Origin of the sequence: Bradyrhizobium diversitatis, from assembly GCF_016031635.1 — a bacterium.
GTDB classification, from domain to species: Bacteria; Pseudomonadota; Alphaproteobacteria; order Rhizobiales; family Xanthobacteraceae; genus Bradyrhizobium; species Bradyrhizobium diversitatis.
Genome location: NZ_JACEGD010000011.1, coordinates 62,050 through 80,025, shown reverse-complemented (window position 1 = coordinate 80,025; position 17,976 = coordinate 62,050). Strand labels below are relative to the sequence as shown.

Genomic DNA, 17,976 nt, shown 5'->3' with positions numbered 1-17,976 from the left:
CCAACTCGAAACGACGGCGCCAGACCACCGCGGCGGACGTCGAGATACGCGCCTGACCTTCCGAGTTTGGCATTTTGCCCGTGTCATTTGTGCGTGCTTACCGAACGCCGCCCGTATTTGGCTGCCTTGTCTGGCAATGTGCCACATCGCCTCCATTCGCGCAGTTGAGCGTGATCTGACCGCCTGTACTATTGCTGCATCAAAGGCAGGCGTGTGTCGTCACGACGGGAGCTGGACCAGTGTCTCGCATGGGATGATTATATTGTTCAACTGTACGGTCGGGTTCATCAGGAAGCCCGTGTTGTTCTTTGTCGTGATGTGGCCCAGACCTAGCGCATGCCCGATCTCATGCGCGGGCACAATATTGGTGTTCACGCTTCCCGGTGTAGCGGGATTGAACCATAGCATCCGATTGCCGGGATCGCCGCGCCCGGCAACGTTCGAGTCTTCGTCATCGATGATTTGTGTTGAAATGAACATGGTGATCGCCGCACGATTAGTGACGAGCGACTTCAGATCGTCAAATCGGAACTCCTGTGCCGTGGTCAGTGGGCCGAAGCCGGAGCGGATGCTGAGCTTCTTGTTCGGATCGATCGGCACTGCCCGGCCTTCGGTGGTCACTGCATCGACGATTCGGCTTGTGCCAGATGTGAACGTCAGGTTTGCCTGATTGTCGTAGATCCGACTGACGACGCTGGTAACGGCGCGCTGTGTAGCGATCATGAGGCCGTTGGCGAGTGTCGCCCGACCGAGATGAACCACGTCGATCGGAATCGAAGACGCCTTGCGCACCTGAAGGCGAACCGGGATCGGACCCCTCTGGCCTTCGACGATGACGCTCAAGTCGGCATCACCCTCCAAACGTCCGATTACCGTGACGGTGTCGCTCGTTCGTTCGAGGATTTCCACCTTAGGACTCTCGAGGGCAAATCCCACCGCGGCGCCATTTGTCCCTTTCAACTTCAGCTTCCGCGTCTTGCCGATCGGAACCATCTGGCGAACCGGCGCAAGGCCGTCGAATGCCGACCATTCGTCGCCGACCAGCCTGAGCCTTGCGGCACTGAAGCCGCGCGCATCACATGGTCCGAATATCGGACCGTCCGGCGTAATCGTCAGGTTCACGTCGAGCCCGCCGCCCTTGCGACGGTTGAACATCAGACGCATGCGCTTGATCGTATTCTTTTCAGGGTCGACGCGACCGTCGTGCAGCAGGCCAGTGTGGGCATTCTGAAACACGAGTATCGCGTCGATCACCGGCTCCATGGCTTCCGGCGTGTTGGTCAGATCGTTGATATCGAGCGTTCCATCGGCCCCGCCGTCCTGGGGCGCGATGCCGTTCAACAGCGTCTTGATCACGAAGATATCGTCGGGCTGGCTCGAACCCTTCAGGCCGACGGATTCCGCGATGGAGAAACCGATCACGTTGATGGGTTTCAGGTTGATCACCATGATCCGCTCCGTCCGATGATCTCCGCGCTTTCCGATGGGTCTCATCGGGGCTAATGAGGTTCAAAGGGCACGGCAGCGATCGCGACGACTTCCCATTCTACCGCACCTTTCCCGCCTCTGACCAAACTGCGGCATCAAACGGCATCGCATGCTGCCCGAGCCTTCAATCCGGTCCTGTCCAATGGGAAGGATTCGAGACGTACATCTTTCCTCGCGTCACGAAAGCGGACAATTCAAGTCCAACACCCAAAAGCGGCAAGTCGAGCACAATGACGCCCGAGCCCTTGGCTGCCTCAAGTCCTCCGTACAGCGTGTGAAGTGCATTTCTCACGTTCTGAAGTATTCCAACAGCCGTAAAGGCGTTTCGCGCATTTAGCGTGGGCGCCACGTACTTACCGTTTTTCAAGCCATCGATGAAGTACTTGCTGTGATGGATGGATTGTAGTGCCGATTTCGAGATCAGCTTTTCGGTAAATGCGACATTGACGCCCCAGTCATTCAAGGATTCATGGTCCAACTCATATGGAACCCTGAACCCAAAGCCGATGACAGCAACGGCCCCTCCGCTGCCTCCAAGACCCAGTCCCCACCGACTGCTAACAATCTGGAGATCAAAGGTCTCCAAATCTCCCAAGTTCACGACGTACGCGGTCGTGCTCTCGACGCCGCCGATTAACAACTGCCCGCCAGACTTAACGCCGAAGCCGAGCCAACGCTTGAAGAATTTGCGTTCAGCCGGATAGTATTGAGGTCTCGTTTGAGGCGGCGGTGGTGGCGGCGGTGGCGGCGGTGGGTTTGGTTTATTCCAAACTGAGATGATGACACCACGCCAGGTCTCGTTTTCCACACCATCCATTTCACCTGCATACATGGCCGCGCGTTCCCCTTTCGCCACCTCGAACGCGACTTTGAAATTGTTGGGCACTTGCTTGCGAAGCAAATCAACTACGGCCCGCAGCCTATTATGCGACAATAGCATGTTGAAATCGTCGCTACCGGTACGACTTGCAAGTCCAATGATCGTAAGGCTTCCTCCGTCCCTTAATTTCGGAGCGACGACGTTATTCAGCCAATTGGAATGTTCCGGCTTTATGGCGAACTTGCCGACGTCAAAGTTGAATAACTTCGCCGCAATCGTATCCGATGCCTGCGATCCGTACTCCTGGATTTTCCCGGGTGATGCCATGTTGCTTATCTCCCAACGGAGAGACCGACTGCGAAACGGGTAGAACTCGGATCGAAAGATCCGCCTATCAATTAATGGGTCGCTCTGGACGTTTTGGCGGTTCATCGTCGCCCTCAGATATCCCGTCAGATACGTGAAGGTGCCATCGACGCCTTCGTGGTAGGTGAAGGCGAAGCCATAGGACACTCCGTGGTTTTGACCGGAATGAGCGTACGCAGCGTTGGTTCATTGCGATGTCGCAGCGAAGCCGTTCGGTATCGCCTGCAATCGCGAGAGGACCCTGCAGCTTCCATGCGATCTTCCGAGTGTTAACCGGGAAAGTCGCGGAATTCCTTGACGAGATTGAACGGAATTTTCCACCCGGCGCCTCCCCCGCGCATCAGCATCTTGATGTCTTCCGCCCTGTTTTCGTTTCCGGTTTTCGGATCGGTCTCCAGCGTGTGGCCCTGGCTGTCCCAAGGTTTGGTCGCGCTCTTCGAGTAGTAGCCGAGAAAATGCCCGGCTTCATGGGCAGACGTGTTAGGCCCGCGTTGTGAGCTGATGAAGGCAAGGTCTAACGATCGAGCGAACGATCCATTGAGAGACGAGCCATTGGACCAAAGCTTATCGACGCAGAAAATGGTGAGATGGGCGCCCTTAACCTTGTATTTGACGAAGAAGCTCTTCAGTTTTTCGACCTCGATTGCATCGGGAAGGGCCGCCAGGCTCGCATCCTTCATGCCAGTGGCATTGGCGAGCTCCTGCTTGACGCCAGCCTGCGAGTCGTCGATGACCAGCCAGTCGCTTGGCACCCGCTCGAAACGGATGTTGGCCTGCGGCCTCCATATACTGTTCATCGTCGCCAATTCATCTTGCTCGTTGCAGGGCTTCTTGGCGTGAAACGCCGGAGCGCCGCCGGTCCCCGGAACCATGACGTTGCGGAACGCCACCTTAATCTTGATCTCTGGCAGCACGGCCACATGGAGCCTGGCTTCGATCTTCCGGCCAGCCGACCGAGCCACCACCTCCAGGCCGGGAAAGCCAATCGGCTTGATCCGGCCATTGATTTCGAAGAACCGTGCATCGCTGTTGAAGGTGGCAGGAAGCGACGCCGCCCTGAGCTGCGGATCGATATCGGGTTCGGAGAAGGTGTCTCTGGCTTGCACTAGGCGCCTACGGATATCGGCGCCATCGATCTCCTTGATCCCGAGGGCATGGGGGTTGGGATCGACTTTGAGCTTTCTTCCGGGGTCGATCAGCGCCACGATGTTGGAGCCCCCGAACGGCACCACCATGCCCGGCGGGCTGCGGTGCTCGTCGATGCCGGAGCGGCGGAAGACCTCTTGAAAGGCGGCCATGGCTAGTTCTCCTGTCCTCGTCCGGTCCGACAACGCCAAATTCGCGCCCGGAAATGAGAGCCTCCGTCCTGTGGGAAGTGGCTAGATCGTCCCGCCGCCGACGAAGATTTCGACGACCACGGCGCGATTGGCGGCCCTGTTCATCACGGTCGTGTTGTCCTTCAGATACTCGTAGTGTGAAGCGGGCTTGACGGAGAAGACGCGCGAGCGGGCGCTTGGGCCGAACAGGCGAAAGACGTTCCTGGCGCGGCCCGTGCGCAGGAAGATGTTGTTCCGTTCGCCGCCGGCGCTGTCGCTGTATCCGACGATCTGAAACTGCAGCGACTTGTCGGTCTCGAATCGGATGAGCTGCGCTGCCAACAGCGGATCGCGCTTGGCAATGTTCTTGAGATGCCGCCAGTCGACGCCGAAATCCCAGATGATGAGATATTGGCAAATGCCGGCCGGCGGGACCAGACTGACGTCCACACCGAGATGGCCGACCTCGGTGCGGGACGTTGCGACTTCATTGGCCACGTAGCGAAAGACGGCGGCGCTGTGAACCTTGGCAAGTGGCGAGCACCGCGGTTGCGTCGCCATATTCGGCATCTGTTCCACCGGACCCGGCGGCGTGTATTGCGGCAGTGGCTGCGGTGCGCGTCCCATGGCCATTTCTCCCGTTGCTGGCGTGTCCTGCGCAAAGCCGAGCACTGGAGGGAGCCTCGGTTCCCACCACGGCTATGACTAGTAGTGATGCGAGCGGTCGGGGAAGTTCAAAGCCGAGGTGCGGCGGCGCTGGTTTGTTTCGGCGCCTTTTCGATCTGCGATCGAGAAGAAAGTTCGGAATTGTGGGCCAGTTCATAGAAACAAGGGCGCCGGAGCCGCAGAGTTGGGAAGCTCTGTGGTTCGAACTGCTGCCGCGACGATGACAATGCGGCCGAGAGGCCTGCATCAAAATCAATCAGCGCATCGGAAATCTTGTGAGCCAGATTACATGTTTGCGGAAGCAAAATTGTAGTAGCTGCATTTTCGCGGGCGCAACGCCGCTCGCACGAGGGAGGCAGAGACAATGCGCCGGGATTTGACCATCAAGACCGGCAGCATGGCCGGCACGTCCGATTTCAGGGTCCTTGCTCCAATCAAGAAAGGGTTCGTGCCGTCGCTGGATGCGACCACGTACAAGACTCGCGTCAAATACGTGTTGCGGGCGCTGAATGGCGGACGCGCCAGCGCGTATGAATACGAACTCGCCCGTGTGTTGTCGGACTCCGTGGACCGCGTCGGACGCATTCACTCCGTGGGCATCGCCGTACTCCAACCCGAGGACGATGCCGAGAACGCCGTGGACTATGTGCTGCTGACCGCGACGTTCGACGGCTCCTGGGAAGCCTATGTCCGCGTCATCTGGCAGAAGGCCGCCCGTCTGCTCGACCTCATCTTCTGCAATACCGAGGGCTACAAGCTGGGTCACGAGAACACTTACGAAAACTGGGGCATCTGGCTCAAGAGCAGGCAGACCGAAGCCTATTTCCTCTATTCCACCCCTGACCTGACCGTGGATGACACGCGCTTCCTGCGGATGGAGGAGCGCGTCTATCGGCGAGCCTCGGGCCCAGGCGCCGATCGGATCGTCACGCAGATCAGAATTCCGTCGCCGGAGGATATTGCGCGACGATCGATATTCAAGGTCGACGGCAAGATCGGCGTCGATCCCACCAACGCCGGCTTCAGTCAACCGCTCACCATCGAAGCTGCCGGCCGGCCTCCGTTTCGCCACGGCATACGCGCGCTGGCGGCGCTCTACCATCTGGCCGACTTCTATCCGCCGGGGACGCATGACGGGGTGGTTCTGCATCGGGCCGCCCACGAGCTGCTGCCGGAATTCGTCACCATGATCAACGACCCCATTTACGCCGAAGGCGTCAAACGGGCCCGCCGTCGCTATGAAGAGGCCCTGCTCTGGTTGATGACCCCGCCCGACGTGGCGCCGGTACGGCGCAACCTGCCGCTCGCCCTGCCGGCTGAACTGCCGTTGCGGGATCTCGGCAACGTGCAAGGCGGGATTCTGACCGCCTACCCCGCGTCGGATCACGGCTGCCTGCTGCTCTTGCAGTTCGCCAGTCCGGCCGCGCTGGCGACTTTTCTCAACGTCCTACATGTGACGTCCGAAACCGACGCTCTGACCCCGGGGCAGATCGTTACCAACATCGCATTCACGATCGAGGGGCTGCGTCACGCCGGACTGTCCGACGCAGAGGTGCGCACACTGCCGGAAGAATTCTTGCAGGGCATGGAAAGACGCGCCGGCCTGCTCGGCGACGTGCGCTGGAATCATCCCCAGCGCTGGCGCCTTCCGGCAAGCAACTGGGCGCTCGGCATCGGCGCACCGGACCTGCGCGAAGATGATCCTTCGCCGCGCATCAGCATGAGCTCCGTCCATGCCGTCCTTCAGCTTCGCCTGCTGTCCAAGGACCCGCAGACGACGGCGGATGCGAGAAAACCGTTGATGGCCGAAATGAGCCGCCTGGTCGAGGTGGATCCTGGCGTCAGGCCGCTTTCGATTCAGTGGATGCAGCGGCAAAGCGATGGGTCCTCCGAGAACATGAAGGACCATTTCGGATTCGCCGACGGCAGTTCGAATCCGGTGCTGTACGAGAGCCAGGCCGGCAAGAGCTATTCCAATCGGGTGCATCTCGGCGAGATTCTGTGCGGCTACCCGAACCTCGCCGACGAGACGGCGCCGCTCGGCGATGCGACCAATCGTGCTCACGCGATGCTCCGCGACGGCAGTTTCATGGCGCTGCGCAAGCTGCGACAGGATGTCGAGCAGCTCGAGGACGTCCTGTCCCGCGCCACGCGACAGGCGACCGAGGCGGCCGGCCCGGACGCACCCGCCCTGACGCGCGAGATGCTGATGGCCAAGATGATGGGACGCTGGCCGACCGGACATCCGAAGGCCGGCCAACCTCTGACCCCTACTCCGCCTCCCGACAGGGGCTGCAACGATTTCAACTACGACGCCGATGCGCAGGCCCAACTGTGCCCGTTTCACGCGCACATACGGCGCGCCAATCCGCGCATCCCGATCACCAAGGCGGATGCCGGCGCCCGGCCCCCCCGGATCGTCAGGCGCGGCATGTCCTACGGTCCGCCCGTCAACCGTGACGACCCGCAAGCCGCCAAATCGGTCCCGCAACCGGAGCGCGGCCTGATTTTCATGGCCTACAATGCCAGCCTCGGCGAGCAGTTCGAGGTGGTGCAAAGCTGGCTCGCCGGCGGCAACAGTTCGGGATCCTCCTCCCAGGAAAGCGATCCGTTCCTCGGCCTCGCCGAACCCGGCCGGCTTCGGCATTTTCGTTTCGAGCATGGCGGCCAGACCGTTCGTGTCGCGCTGGACGGCTCGGACCGGCTCCACGACCAGCCCTGTCCGTTCGTACGTCTGGAATGGGGAGCCTATTTCTTTGCGCCATCGAAGAAGGCGCTTGCCGATCTGCAACAATGGGCGGCGAGCCAGGGGTGCAAACCGGCGGTGACGTGGAGCGTGGATGACGGTGAACGAGAGATCGCGCGTCTGCGCCTGATCGAAAGCCGGCAGGGCGAAGCCGCGGCGATGGCCGCGTGGAAGACGGCGCTCGAAGATCCGGATTCAGCCTCGCATTTCGTCAACGCGTCGATCTGGGGTGCAATCCGCGAGCGCCACGGCGGCGTGCTCCGCACGCCCTTCGGGGTCCTGGTGGCCGACCGCGACCTCGTCCAGCAGGTCTTCACCGATTCCGACACCAAGCTGACCATCACCGGCTATCTTCCCCGCATGCAGCGGTCATTCGGCATCCTCTATCTCGGCCGCGACGCCGGACAGGCAGATCAGGCCTACGAGCAGGAATCCGCGGCGTGCAACGCTGCGATCATGGCCCTCGACCAATTCGCCTCGTTCGAGCTGGCGCGCGCGGTCACACAGAAGGTGCTGGGCTTCATGGTCAAGGAGACGATTGGTTATGCCGCCGCCGACGGCGAAGCGAGCTGGGAACTGACTGTCGACGTGCACGAATTGGTGGATCCGCTGCTCGCAGCCTTCTGCGAAAGGTGGTTCGGGTTGAGCGAAGACGGCGGCTATTTCCGCCGCGCCGGCTATCGCTGGGATTGGAAGCCAGGCGAGCCGCCCGGTTACCCCGGTCATTTCCTCTCCCCTTCGCGCTACATCTTCCAGCCTCATCCGAACAAGGAAGTGGAGGCGGTCGGCGCGGCACATGGCGACGCTGCACGCCGCGCCATGGTCGGGTTCCTCGAGCGGTTCGGGCCGACAAACGGACCCGTCACGAATGCTGTTTTCAACTCTCCGCGGGGCAAGGACGACATCCCGTTCGTGGCGCGCACAATCGCCGGCGCCATGATGGGTTTCATTCCGACCGTCGACGGAAACCTGCGCAGGATATTGAACGAATGGCTGCGTGAAGGAACCCTGTGGGCGTTGCGTGCCCGCTATGCCGGCACCGTGGCAAAGGACTACACCGATGCCCTCAACCGGCTGAGAGACGACTTCATCCCGGCCATGCAACTGCGCGCGGTGCCCGAACTGATCTGGCGGACAGCCATCGTTTCGCACACCATCGGAAATGTCGAGATCAGACCGGGAGATGTCATCGTCGCCGGCGCAGTCTCCGCCACCCAGCAGAATCTCGTCGAAGGGCGTCAGGACATCTATTATGCCTTCGGCGGCAACCGCAGGATCACGGGCCATCCCACGCATTCGTGTCCCGGAGCAGACCCGGCACTTGCCGTGATGCTGGGTTTCTTCAGCGCACTGGTGGAGACGCCGCTGCCCTTGCGCACCGGCCCCATTCCACTGAGCTTGACGATGGACGGCAGGGTTCCCGCGCCGCCGCCCTCACCCTAGAGCAGGGCTATCGCATGTGACGAGGAGCGAGGCGAGCAGCTCGCTTGCGGCATCTTTCGAGACGCCCCCCGGACGCGGGACGCCTTTGCGCGCAGTCGTCGCGCTTTGGCTAGATCGCATAGTGCTGACCGCCACCGAGCAGGCCGAGCTCATCGTTGGCGCAGATGACGGGCGTGCCGGTGACAAGCCGGATCGCCCGCTCCGCATGCCAGCGCATGCCGAGCGCCTGCAGTTTCTCGGCGGCTTCCAGTGCGGTCTGGCGGGCCGCCTCGCCCTGCCCCTGCTGCGCGAGAAGCTCACCGCGTGCTGCCAGATTCAGGGCCGCATCGCGTAGCGAGGCCCGCCAGCCTGCGGACGCTTCGGCCCGCTGCAACCAGCGTTGGCTTAGCCTGAAATCCTGGCGCAGGGCCGCGAGTTTCGCGAGCGCACGGCATGCCGCCGCCTCGCCCAGCCGCTCGCCTTCGCGCGCGCGGCGCAGGACATGGACGGCATACCGCCGTGCCGTATCGACATCGCCTTCGGCTGCTGCCGCCTCGACCAGCCAGCTATATTGAACCGACGTGTAGAAGTGGAAGTTTCGCCTTTCCATCCATTGCACGGCGTTCCGCAATTGCTGCAAACCTTCGGCATCGCCGGTCGCCGACCAGCGGGCAAATCCAGACGCGGCGCGGCAATCCGCCAGCAGCAGCAGGCTGCGCATATTCTCGGCAACGCGGGCTCCCTCGACGGCGAGCCGCTCCGCCTCCTGCCAGCGACCTTGCCAGACGAGCACGACCGAAATCCAATTGCGCACCGAACCGACGACCGGGTGGGTCGAGCCTTCGACCAGGGCCATCGCTTCTCTGAAGCACTCGTGAGCGCCGTCGAAATCTCCGCGATCGGCGAGCACACTGCCTTTGCACGACAACGCGTAGGCGGTGCCGATGGCGAGGGCGCCGTGCCGGCGGCTGCGTTGCTGCTTGGTCGAGTTGGCGGCGTCGATCAAGGTGATGGCTTCGTCGTACTGGCAGCTTGCGGCGAGTATCTGGCCCAGCGAAGCTTCGATCTGAGCGATCGGGCGGTGCTCACCGAGCTTGCGTGCCAATTCCAGTGCTTTCCTTGTGTGTGTCACGGCCTCGCGAAAGCGCCCGAATGCGTAGCACATGTAGCCGAGCCATTCATACGCACTGGCCATTGCACTGAGGTCGCCGAGCGAGGACGCAATCGCGACCGCCCGCTCGAACACGGTGGTGTCGTCGGCCAACGATAGCGGGTCGAATACGCTCACCAAACCTAATTTATTGGCCAGCAAGCACCAACGCAGGGACTGCTCGCGCGCGCGGTGCGGCACGCGATCCAGCGCCTCCATGGCAAGCTGATATTGGGCACGTGCACGGTCCAGCGCGAATGCTGCCATGGCCTTGTCACCGGCGCGCTCGGCATAATGGGCCGCGCTCTCCCAATGACCCGCGCCGCGCGAGTGGTAGGCCAGGGCTTCCAGCGTGTCTTCGCGATCAGCCTGCTCGGATCGTGCCAGCAACGCGGCCTCGATGCGTCTGTGCAATGCCTGACGCTCGTGCAGACCGATCGTGTCGTAAACGGCGTCCCGCGTGATGCCATGTTTGAAGCGTAGGACGCCGCCCGCTGGATCAGCGTAGAGAAAGTCGGCGTCGGCCAGCGCCCGCACTATTGCCGGGTCTGGTTCGCTGCCGCAGGCCGACACCAGCAACCCGTGCGGCACCGTGTTGCCAATGACTGCCGCGGCGCGCACGACGTTCACCTCATCCGGCGGCAGGCGCGCCAGTCGCGAGGCGACCAGCGTTGCGATCCATCCCTGCTTGCTGCGCATTTCGAACGAAAGAGGATCGTTGGCCGCGATCGAGTGGCACAGCTCCTCGATGAACAACGGCACCCCGCCGGCATAGCTGTGAACACGGGCCACCAGGAAGGGATCTGCCTGGGGCACCCAGCGTCGCACAGCAAGGTCGGTTTCCGGGCCCTGGAACGGCTGCAGCTGCAGGGACGGCGCGTTGGCAATCCACTCGGTCTCGTCGTCGCGTGGCCGGCTGGCGAGGATGACGCGCGGTCCATTGGGCAATTGCAACAGTGCCTCCAGCAACTGTCGGCTCGCGTCATCGGACCATTGCCAATCGTCGATCACCAGCACCAATGGACCCTGTGCCGACAAGACGGTAAAGAATCCGAGCAGGTCACCGACCACGCCATCGACGGTCATCCGGCCGCCGCGCGCATCGGCGCCGGTCGACGCCAGTGCAAGGATCGATTCAGCACGCGGGCCGAGCTGGGAGGCCCATGGCTGCAGGCCGGCGCGGGCAATCTCGTTGGCCTCGACGACAGATGCATCCGGTCGGATCCCCAGGTGGGCGCGCAGCATTTGCAGGAACGGTTGCAGGACTTCGGCACCGGCATAGCTTTCGCAGTTGCCCCTCAGCAGCTTGAAGGGTTCGGCACCACAATGTCGCAACACTTCTTCCAGGAGGCGCGTCTTCCCAAGCCCGGGGCTGCCGACGACGACCACGCAGCGTTGCCTGGTCGGATGTGCCTGGTTGAGAAAATCGGTCAGAAAGTTGAAGACCTCGTTGCGACCAATAAAGGGCGTCAGGCCGCGACGAGAAGTCGCCTCGAATCGGCGGGTCGCCGTACTTCGTCTCAGCACCACGCGCGCCTGCGGCATTCCGGCCGCTGCACCCGATGTCTGAAGGCGGTCGCCGAGCTCGAAGAAATTTGCAAGCGGACCGAGGGCATCGAGGCTTGCAAGGATCTGCCCCGGCGCAGCGTAGCGCGACAGATGCGCCGCAGTGTTCACGACATCGCCGATCAGGTCGTACCGGCCGGACTCGATATCTCCCTCGGTCAGGAGCAAGGTGCCGGCGTGGATACCGGAATGCATTTGAAGCGGCATGAGAGCCGGGGACACGCCATCGTGGCGCAACTGCCCGACCCACTGGTGAATATCGAGTGCCGCCTCCGCAGCACGACGACCGTCATCTTCGCCTGACAGGGGGTAGCCGAACACAGCGAGGGCACCGTCTCCCTGCGTTCTGATGATGCGACCGCCGTGCTTCGCCACCGCCCGATGCCAGATTTGCCGCAGTTGGCTCAGGAGTTCGGAAAGGTGCTCGGATTCGATGTCTCTGCCCAGCGCGGTGGATCCCACCAAGTCAGAGAAAAGCACCGTCAATCGATGACGTTCGCCTTTTCGGTCGCGCGTCTGCGTATTCATCGTCGATCGCAGCCAACTCGTTGCCGAACAGCAAGCACGGTCTCCAGCTGGTGCCAGACCAGATACCGCAAGCCATCATACGCAGCCATAGTATCTCGCCTACCCTCGGCCAGCACAAGTGGAACCCGCGGATCGCATCCTCCGAACATGGAGATCGGTGCGGCCGCGTCGGCCTAACAAATTCAAAAACCTGATGTTTTTCCCCTTGATGCGGTTCGCTGCACTGGCGAAAGCACCGCCGGCCCACCCACAGTGGCTGAGCTGGCCGCCCTGCCCGTGAAGGTCCGGGCGGAGGGTACGCCAGACGCTCGAGCTGCGGCGCCTAGCGCAGCGGCAGCAGATCCAGCTGGCTCTGCGCCTTCTTGACGGCGGCTGCGAACCAGCTCTGGCTTGGCGCTTCCTTGGCAAAGCACTCGGTAGAGGCGTCCATCGCCTGGTCTTCACGGGCCATGGCGTCCTGCGGGGTCTTCTTGGCCATCATCTGCTTCCAGAGCTTCTCGCAGGCCGGGATTTCAGCCGTCTTCACGGCGTCCGATGTGGCGATGAAGAAGACCTTGTCGTCCTTGATGGCGACGACATCGATTTCATGCGGTGGTCCCTTGAGGCCGCCATTGCCGCGCACGCCCAGCACGGCGACCGCGGTGCTGGCGGATGCGGGCTTGGTGACCGGCAGCTCGGCATATTTGGCGAAGGCCGCGTCCTGGATGGCGTAATGATAGAAGCGGTCCGACTTGAACGCGGCATCTCTCTCCTGCGGCATGCCGTCCTCGCGGTGCTCGTGCAGCCAGTGCTTGAGCAGCCCGGTCGTGGTCACCACGGCCTGCATCTTGTCGCCCTCGGAGGCGAAGCCGAGCCCGTGCGGGAAGCTTCATCCGTCGGCGGCGTGCGGGAGCCCTACTCTGCCGGTGTCAGTTGCTGCCGGTTCAGGCGTATCGCAGCGGTCTCACGCACGCGGACGCGGGCGCGGCGCTTGCGCCACCAGATCACGACGCCGGTGACCGACAGTGCCGCCACCACGAGGCCCATGATCGAGATCAGGATGCGGCCGAACAGCCCGACGATGCGGCCCGAATGCAGCGGGAATTGCGCCTGCACGAAGATGTCGGCGGCGGTGCCGACCCAGGGCAGTCGCTCGCCGATTGGGCGGCCGTCCTCGCTGTCGTAATAGAGCTGTGCCGGGCCGACGCCGCCTGCGCCGTGGTCGTCGCCGGGGTGGAAGAAGGCGGCGGCATAGACGCCATGGGCCGGGCCGTAATTGATCGAGCCGACCGGGATCGTCCACCCGCGCGCCTTGCCGTCGGCCGCCGCGCGCGCGGCGATGTCGGCGAACGTCACCTTGGGCTCGATGGGATCGTCGAGATCACGATAGGGCCGCTGCTCATAGGGCGTCGGCGTATAGTTCGACACCATCTTCATCAGCGGCGAGAACACCTCGAAATAGAGGTTCAGCGAGAACGCCGTGAAGGCGATGATGAACAGCACGCCCCAGGTCCACAGGCTGAAGGCGCGGTGGATGTCGAAATTGATCCGGTAGGCGCTGCCCGACGTCTTGATGGTCCAGGCCGGCGCCCAGCGCGCCCAGAAGCCGCGCTCGAGCTGGCGCTTGACTTCAGGCGCCCGCGCCGCCTTGGCACGCCGCCGCGAGGGCAGCGTCAGATAGAAGCCGACGAAGCAATCGATGGTCCAGATGATGGCGATGATGCCGAGCACGCGCATGCCCCAGCGGTCGCTGCCCCAGAATTCCGGGATGTGCATCGTGTAGTGCAGCTTGTAGAGGAACGAGACGAAGTTCTCCCGCGTCACGGGCCAGACTGCGCCCCAGTAGCGCCGGCCAAGCTCGGCACCGGTGTTGGGATCGAGGAAGACCTGATTATAGTCGAGCGGGTAACGCTTGCCGGTCGCGGGATCGATCCGCGGCATGACGAAGAACCACAGCGAGTGGCCCTCTTCCGGCGTCATGAAGAGGTAGACGACGCGCGCACGGGGATCGCGCTGCTCGATCATCTTGGCGAGCTCGATCGAGGGAATGGCCGGGCCCTTCGTCGAGACGTCGAACAGATGGCTGTTCAGGACGTCGTCGATCTCGTGATCCCAGGAGATGATCGCGCCGGTGATGCCGGAGAAGAACAGGAATCCGGCCGTGAGCAATCCCGCCCAGCGATGCAGCCTGCCGAATATCGCTCTCATCGTCTTCCACTCTCATCCAGCGGTCCGGCCCCCGGTGCCAGACCGTCTTCCGTTCGAATTCACCAGCGATAGGTCAGCTTGCCGATCGCCTTGCGCCCCTCGGCATAGAAGCATCCCGCCAGGCTGTAGCACGCAGCGACGTAGCGCGTGTCGGCAACGTTGGTCACGTTCAGCGACAGCCGCCAATTGTCATGGGTGTAGGCCAGCAGCGCGTCCAGCACGGTCGAGGCACCCACCTTGAAGGTGTTGGCCTCATCGCCCCAGGTCGCGCCGACATAGCGGATTCCGCCGCCGAACTGCAAGCCCGCGAGCGGCCCGTTCTGCAGCGTATAGTCGCTCCACAACGAAGCGCGGTTGAGCGGCACCGTGACCGGCGCCTTGCCGACATTCACCGGATCCTGCGTGACCATGGCATCGACATAGGCATAGGCGGCGCGCAGGTTCCAGCCGTCGGCGAGCGACATCGTGCCTTCGAGCTCAATGCCGCGCGATTTCACCTGCCCGATTTGTTCGTAAAAGGTGGCTGCAGGCACATACACCGCGAGGTTGTCGCGCGTCAGGTCGAAGGCGGCGAAGGTAAACAGCGCGTTCCAGCCGATCGGCTGGTACTTGACGCCGACCTCGTACTGGACGCCGGTCTCGGGATTGAGCATCTGTCCGCCAAAGCCGGTCGCGAGCAGCGGCAGGAACGATTCCGAGTAGCTGAAATAGGGCGCGATGCCATTGTCGAAATTGTACATGACGGCTGCTCGCCCGGTGAAGGCCGAAGCGTCCTTCGCGACCGTCGTGTTGGCGATGCCGCTATCGACCTGCGTCGTCACGAAATCCTGACGGCCGCCGAGCTGGAACGAGAGCCGGCCAAGCTTGATCTGATCCTGCGCATAGAGGCCGACCTGCGACTGCTTGACGCCAGTCTTGTCGCTCGGCACGCCGTCCACAGCATAGTCGTAGCTATACACCGGGTTGAAAACATTGATCGTCGGAGACGAGGTCGTCACGCCATAAGCGGTGTCGCGGAAGGACGTGTTGCGGTAGTCGACGCCGACCAGCGTGGTGTGGCTGAAAATGCCGGTGTTGAACTTGCCCTGGAGCTGATTGTCCACCGCAAAGGAGTTGATGTAGGAGTTGCTGTAGCTGCCATAGCGCGCGAGCTGCCCTGCGGCTTCGTCGGTATAGCCGCCGCCGTAAAACACCTTCTCCTCGTTGTGCTGATAGGCGTAGCGCAGGTTCTGGCGGAACGTGATGTTGTCGGTGAAGTTGTGCGCCAACTGGTAGCCGACGGTCGCGATCTCGGTGTTGAATGCGTCGAAGCTCGGCACGCCCGCGAAGAACGAGACCGGAATGGTGCGGCCGTTGTTCGGCCACACCGTACCCGAGGCCGGCAGGAACTGGAGACCCCACCCTGCTCGATCGCGCTGATAGTTGGCGAGCAAGGTGATGGTGGTGTCCTCGTTCGGCTTGAAGGTGACGGCGGGCGCGATGAAGACGCGATTGTCCTTGCTGAAGTCGACCTGGGTCTCGCCGTCGCGAACCACGCCGGTGAGACGCCACAGCACCGTGCCCTCCTTGTTGGCGGGGCCGCCCATGTCGAACTGGCCCTGATAGCGGTTGAAGCTGCCGCCAGAGATCGAAACCTCGCCGAACTGCTGCGCGGTCGGCAGCTTGGTCACGTAGTTAAGGATGCCGCCAGTGCCGCTGCCGCCGTACATGGCGGAGGACGGGCCCTTGAGCACCTCGATGCGCTCGGCGCCATAGGGATCGAGGCCGTTGAAATGCACGTAGTTGCTGGACGGAATCCGCAAGCCGTCGACGTAGAGGCCCGGCATGGTCATGTCGAAGCCGCGGATCTGGAGTCCGCCGAAGCGGGTGTCCGAGCCGCCATTGACGTCACCGCTGACGCCGGCGGTGTAGCGCAGGGCCTCGCCGATCGAGACCGCGCCCTGGTTCCTGATCTGATCGGTCGTGATGACGGACACCGACTGTGGCGTCTCGATCAAGGGCGTATCGGTCTTGGTGGCGGTGCCGCTCCTTGTCGCGACGAAACCACGCACCGGTCCATTGGCGCGTTCGCCCGTGGCGCCGTTCGATGATGCCGACTGAGTCGGGGTGGCCTGCTGCGCCGGAGCGCGACGACTGGCGCGTCCGGTGCGAGTTGCCGCCGCCCTTCGCGGCGAAGCAATTGCCGCCGAACGGGCGCGCTCTGCCGGCGCTTCCACGGTAACAGCGGGAATCTGCGCCTGCGCTCGCGCGGAACCGAACGGCACGGTGAGAGCAAGTGTGCTGACCGCACCGAAGAAAAGTACCTGAATCAGTTGACGACGCGTGTCGGAACGCAAAGGAAACTGGAAGTCTGTCACGTCTCGTAAAGTCCCACGCACTGCCGGCTTCGCCGGTTTTGTTCTTGATGCCCCGCCCTAACTCAGGCGGTTTGGGAGTGCGATAGGAACAACGTTAGAATTTCTCCAGACGTGTGCGCAGCATGCGCGACCAATGCGCTCATCGGCAGGCTGACGTTGCCTGCCTTCCCTGGGCAACCTTCGTCCCGATCTGACCTGATTGATTTCGGAGTGTTTCTGTGGCGACGCGTGCTGTGTCTGTCAGCGGTGCTATCGGGATCAAATTCCTGCCGACCGATCGCGGCTCATGGCCAATCGGCGAAATTCAGCGTTGGCCTTGATCGCCCCGCCCTCACGCGTGCAGCAACGCGTCGCCGCCACATGCCGGGCGCCTCGCCGGTGTGCTTGCGGAAGAAGCGGCTGAAATAGGCAGTGTCCTTGAAGCCGAGCGCGAACGCGACCTGCTTGACGGCGGCCGTGCCGGCCTCCAGCCGCGCCGCGGCTTCCTTGACGACACGCTGCTGGATCAACTCGCTTGGCGATCGCTGGAGTTCGCGACTGCACAGCGAGTGCAGGCGGTCCGCCGTTATGCCGAGCAGATTGGCGTAGTCGCTGACGCGCAGATGCTGGTGATATCGCTCCTCGAGCAGTCGGCGGAAGCGGCTCAAGACGTCCGCATTGCTGCCCTGGTCATCCTGATCGTTGTTGCCGGCGAAGAGACGCCAGAAGCGCAACACGCACAGCGTGAGCTCGGCCGACATGATCGACCCTGCACCGCTGCGCGTCGGCAATGCGATCTCGGTTGCGATGGCTCCGATCGAACGCGACATCGTCGTCACGAGTTCGGGCTCGACCGGCAATGTCATGATGCCCGCGGCGCTTTCGAGGGCCAGATAGGCCGGCTCCGCCGATGGCGGCAGGAAGCGGTGCCATACGCCGGAGCGCAATTGCAAGAGCTCGGCAGTCGCCCCGGCGGATATCTCCAAATACTCGGCCGAGCCCGCCGGCAACCAGATCAGAGCGGGCCCGGTCAATGCGATCACCTGACCGGCCTGGCGGATCTCGGCAGCGGAGCCGCGATGAAGGCAAAGCAAATGGATGAACGGCCGCGCCGCCTTAGACCCAAGCATCCAGCGTCTCGCAACATAGTGCGATCCGATCAACGCGGCGCCGACCGGTGCCGATACCGCCGGTGCGGCGATTGCGACCGGATGGACGCCCGCGACCGCTCGACGCACCTGACCGATGCGACCGGAAACGTCCAGTCTTTCCCCGGATTTGTCCATTGTGCGAACAAAACCGACAGTGCTTGCTAGGTCAAGTCCCGATCGCGGCCGGCTTCCAAGCGGCGCCGAAGAAATCAGGACGATGAGGAAGCGACCACT

Annotated in this window: 9 protein-coding genes and 1 pseudogene; 1 reads left to right on the top strand and 9 read right to left on the bottom strand. The window is 62.6% G+C overall.

Features of this window, described 5'->3' with window-relative positions; all coding sequences use genetic code 11:
• Positions 1 to 219: 219 nt before the first annotated feature.
• The 4 genes from H1B27_RS12485 to H1B27_RS12470 all read right to left on the bottom strand — a co-directional run bounded on the left by H1B27_RS12485 (position 220) and on the right by H1B27_RS12470 (position 4,617).
• The gene (locus tag H1B27_RS12485) at positions 220 to 1,449 is read right to left on the bottom strand and encodes a matrixin family metalloprotease (RefSeq protein WP_197966259.1); all 1,230 of its coding nucleotides are present in this window, start codon (positions 1,447 to 1,449) and stop codon (positions 220 to 222) included.
• A 163-nt stretch (positions 1,450 to 1,612) separates the two neighbouring features.
• Positions 1,613 to 2,635: an OmpA family protein gene (locus H1B27_RS12480; protein ID WP_246515382.1), complete on the bottom strand. Its 1,023-nt coding sequence runs from the start codon at positions 2,633 to 2,635 to the stop codon at positions 1,613 to 1,615.
• A gap of 308 nt (positions 2,636 to 2,943) precedes the next feature.
• A complete protein-coding gene (locus H1B27_RS12475; protein ID WP_197966258.1) occupies positions 2,944 to 3,972 on the bottom strand; it encodes a hypothetical protein in 1,029 nt (342 codons plus the stop codon).
• 81 nt (positions 3,973 to 4,053) lie between these two features.
• A complete protein-coding gene (locus H1B27_RS12470) occupies positions 4,054 to 4,617 on the bottom strand; it encodes an OmpA family protein (protein ID WP_197966257.1) in 564 nt (187 codons plus the stop codon).
• Positions 4,618 to 5,020: 403 nt separating this feature from the next.
• Here H1B27_RS12470 and H1B27_RS12465 point away from each other — a divergent pair, with 403 nt between their 5' ends.
• Entirely contained in the window at positions 5,021 to 8,845 is a 3,825-nt protein-coding gene (locus H1B27_RS12465; protein WP_197966256.1) for a hypothetical protein, read from the top strand.
• A gap of 109 nt (positions 8,846 to 8,954) precedes the next feature.
• Here H1B27_RS12465 and H1B27_RS12460 read toward each other — a convergent pair whose 3' ends face one another.
• From H1B27_RS12460 to H1B27_RS12440, 5 genes and pseudogenes are all read right to left on the bottom strand, one after another.
• Positions 8,955 to 12,068 (bottom strand): ATP-binding protein, encoded by a 3,114-nt coding sequence (locus H1B27_RS12460; protein ID WP_197966255.1) that lies wholly within the window; start codon positions 12,066 to 12,068, stop codon positions 8,955 to 8,957.
• A 322-nt stretch (positions 12,069 to 12,390) separates the two neighbouring features.
• Positions 12,391 to 12,924 (bottom strand): annotated as a pseudogene (locus tag H1B27_RS12455) (hypothetical protein); the annotation flags it as partial.
• Between the two features lie 38 nt (positions 12,925 to 12,962).
• Complete coding sequence (gene fsrB / locus H1B27_RS12450; protein ID WP_197966254.1) at positions 12,963 to 14,255, bottom strand: siderophore utilization protein FsrB; 1,293 nt, start codon at positions 14,253 to 14,255, stop codon at positions 12,963 to 12,965.
• A 59-nt stretch (positions 14,256 to 14,314) separates the two neighbouring features.
• Entirely contained in the window at positions 14,315 to 16,306 is a 1,992-nt protein-coding gene (locus H1B27_RS12445; protein ID WP_197966253.1) for a TonB-dependent siderophore receptor, read from the bottom strand.
• A 590-nt stretch (positions 16,307 to 16,896) separates the two neighbouring features.
• Positions 16,897 to 17,721 (bottom strand): helix-turn-helix domain-containing protein, encoded by an 825-nt coding sequence (locus H1B27_RS12440; RefSeq protein ID WP_246515380.1) that lies wholly within the window; start codon positions 17,719 to 17,721, stop codon positions 16,897 to 16,899.
• Positions 17,722 to 17,976: the final 255 nt, after the last annotated feature.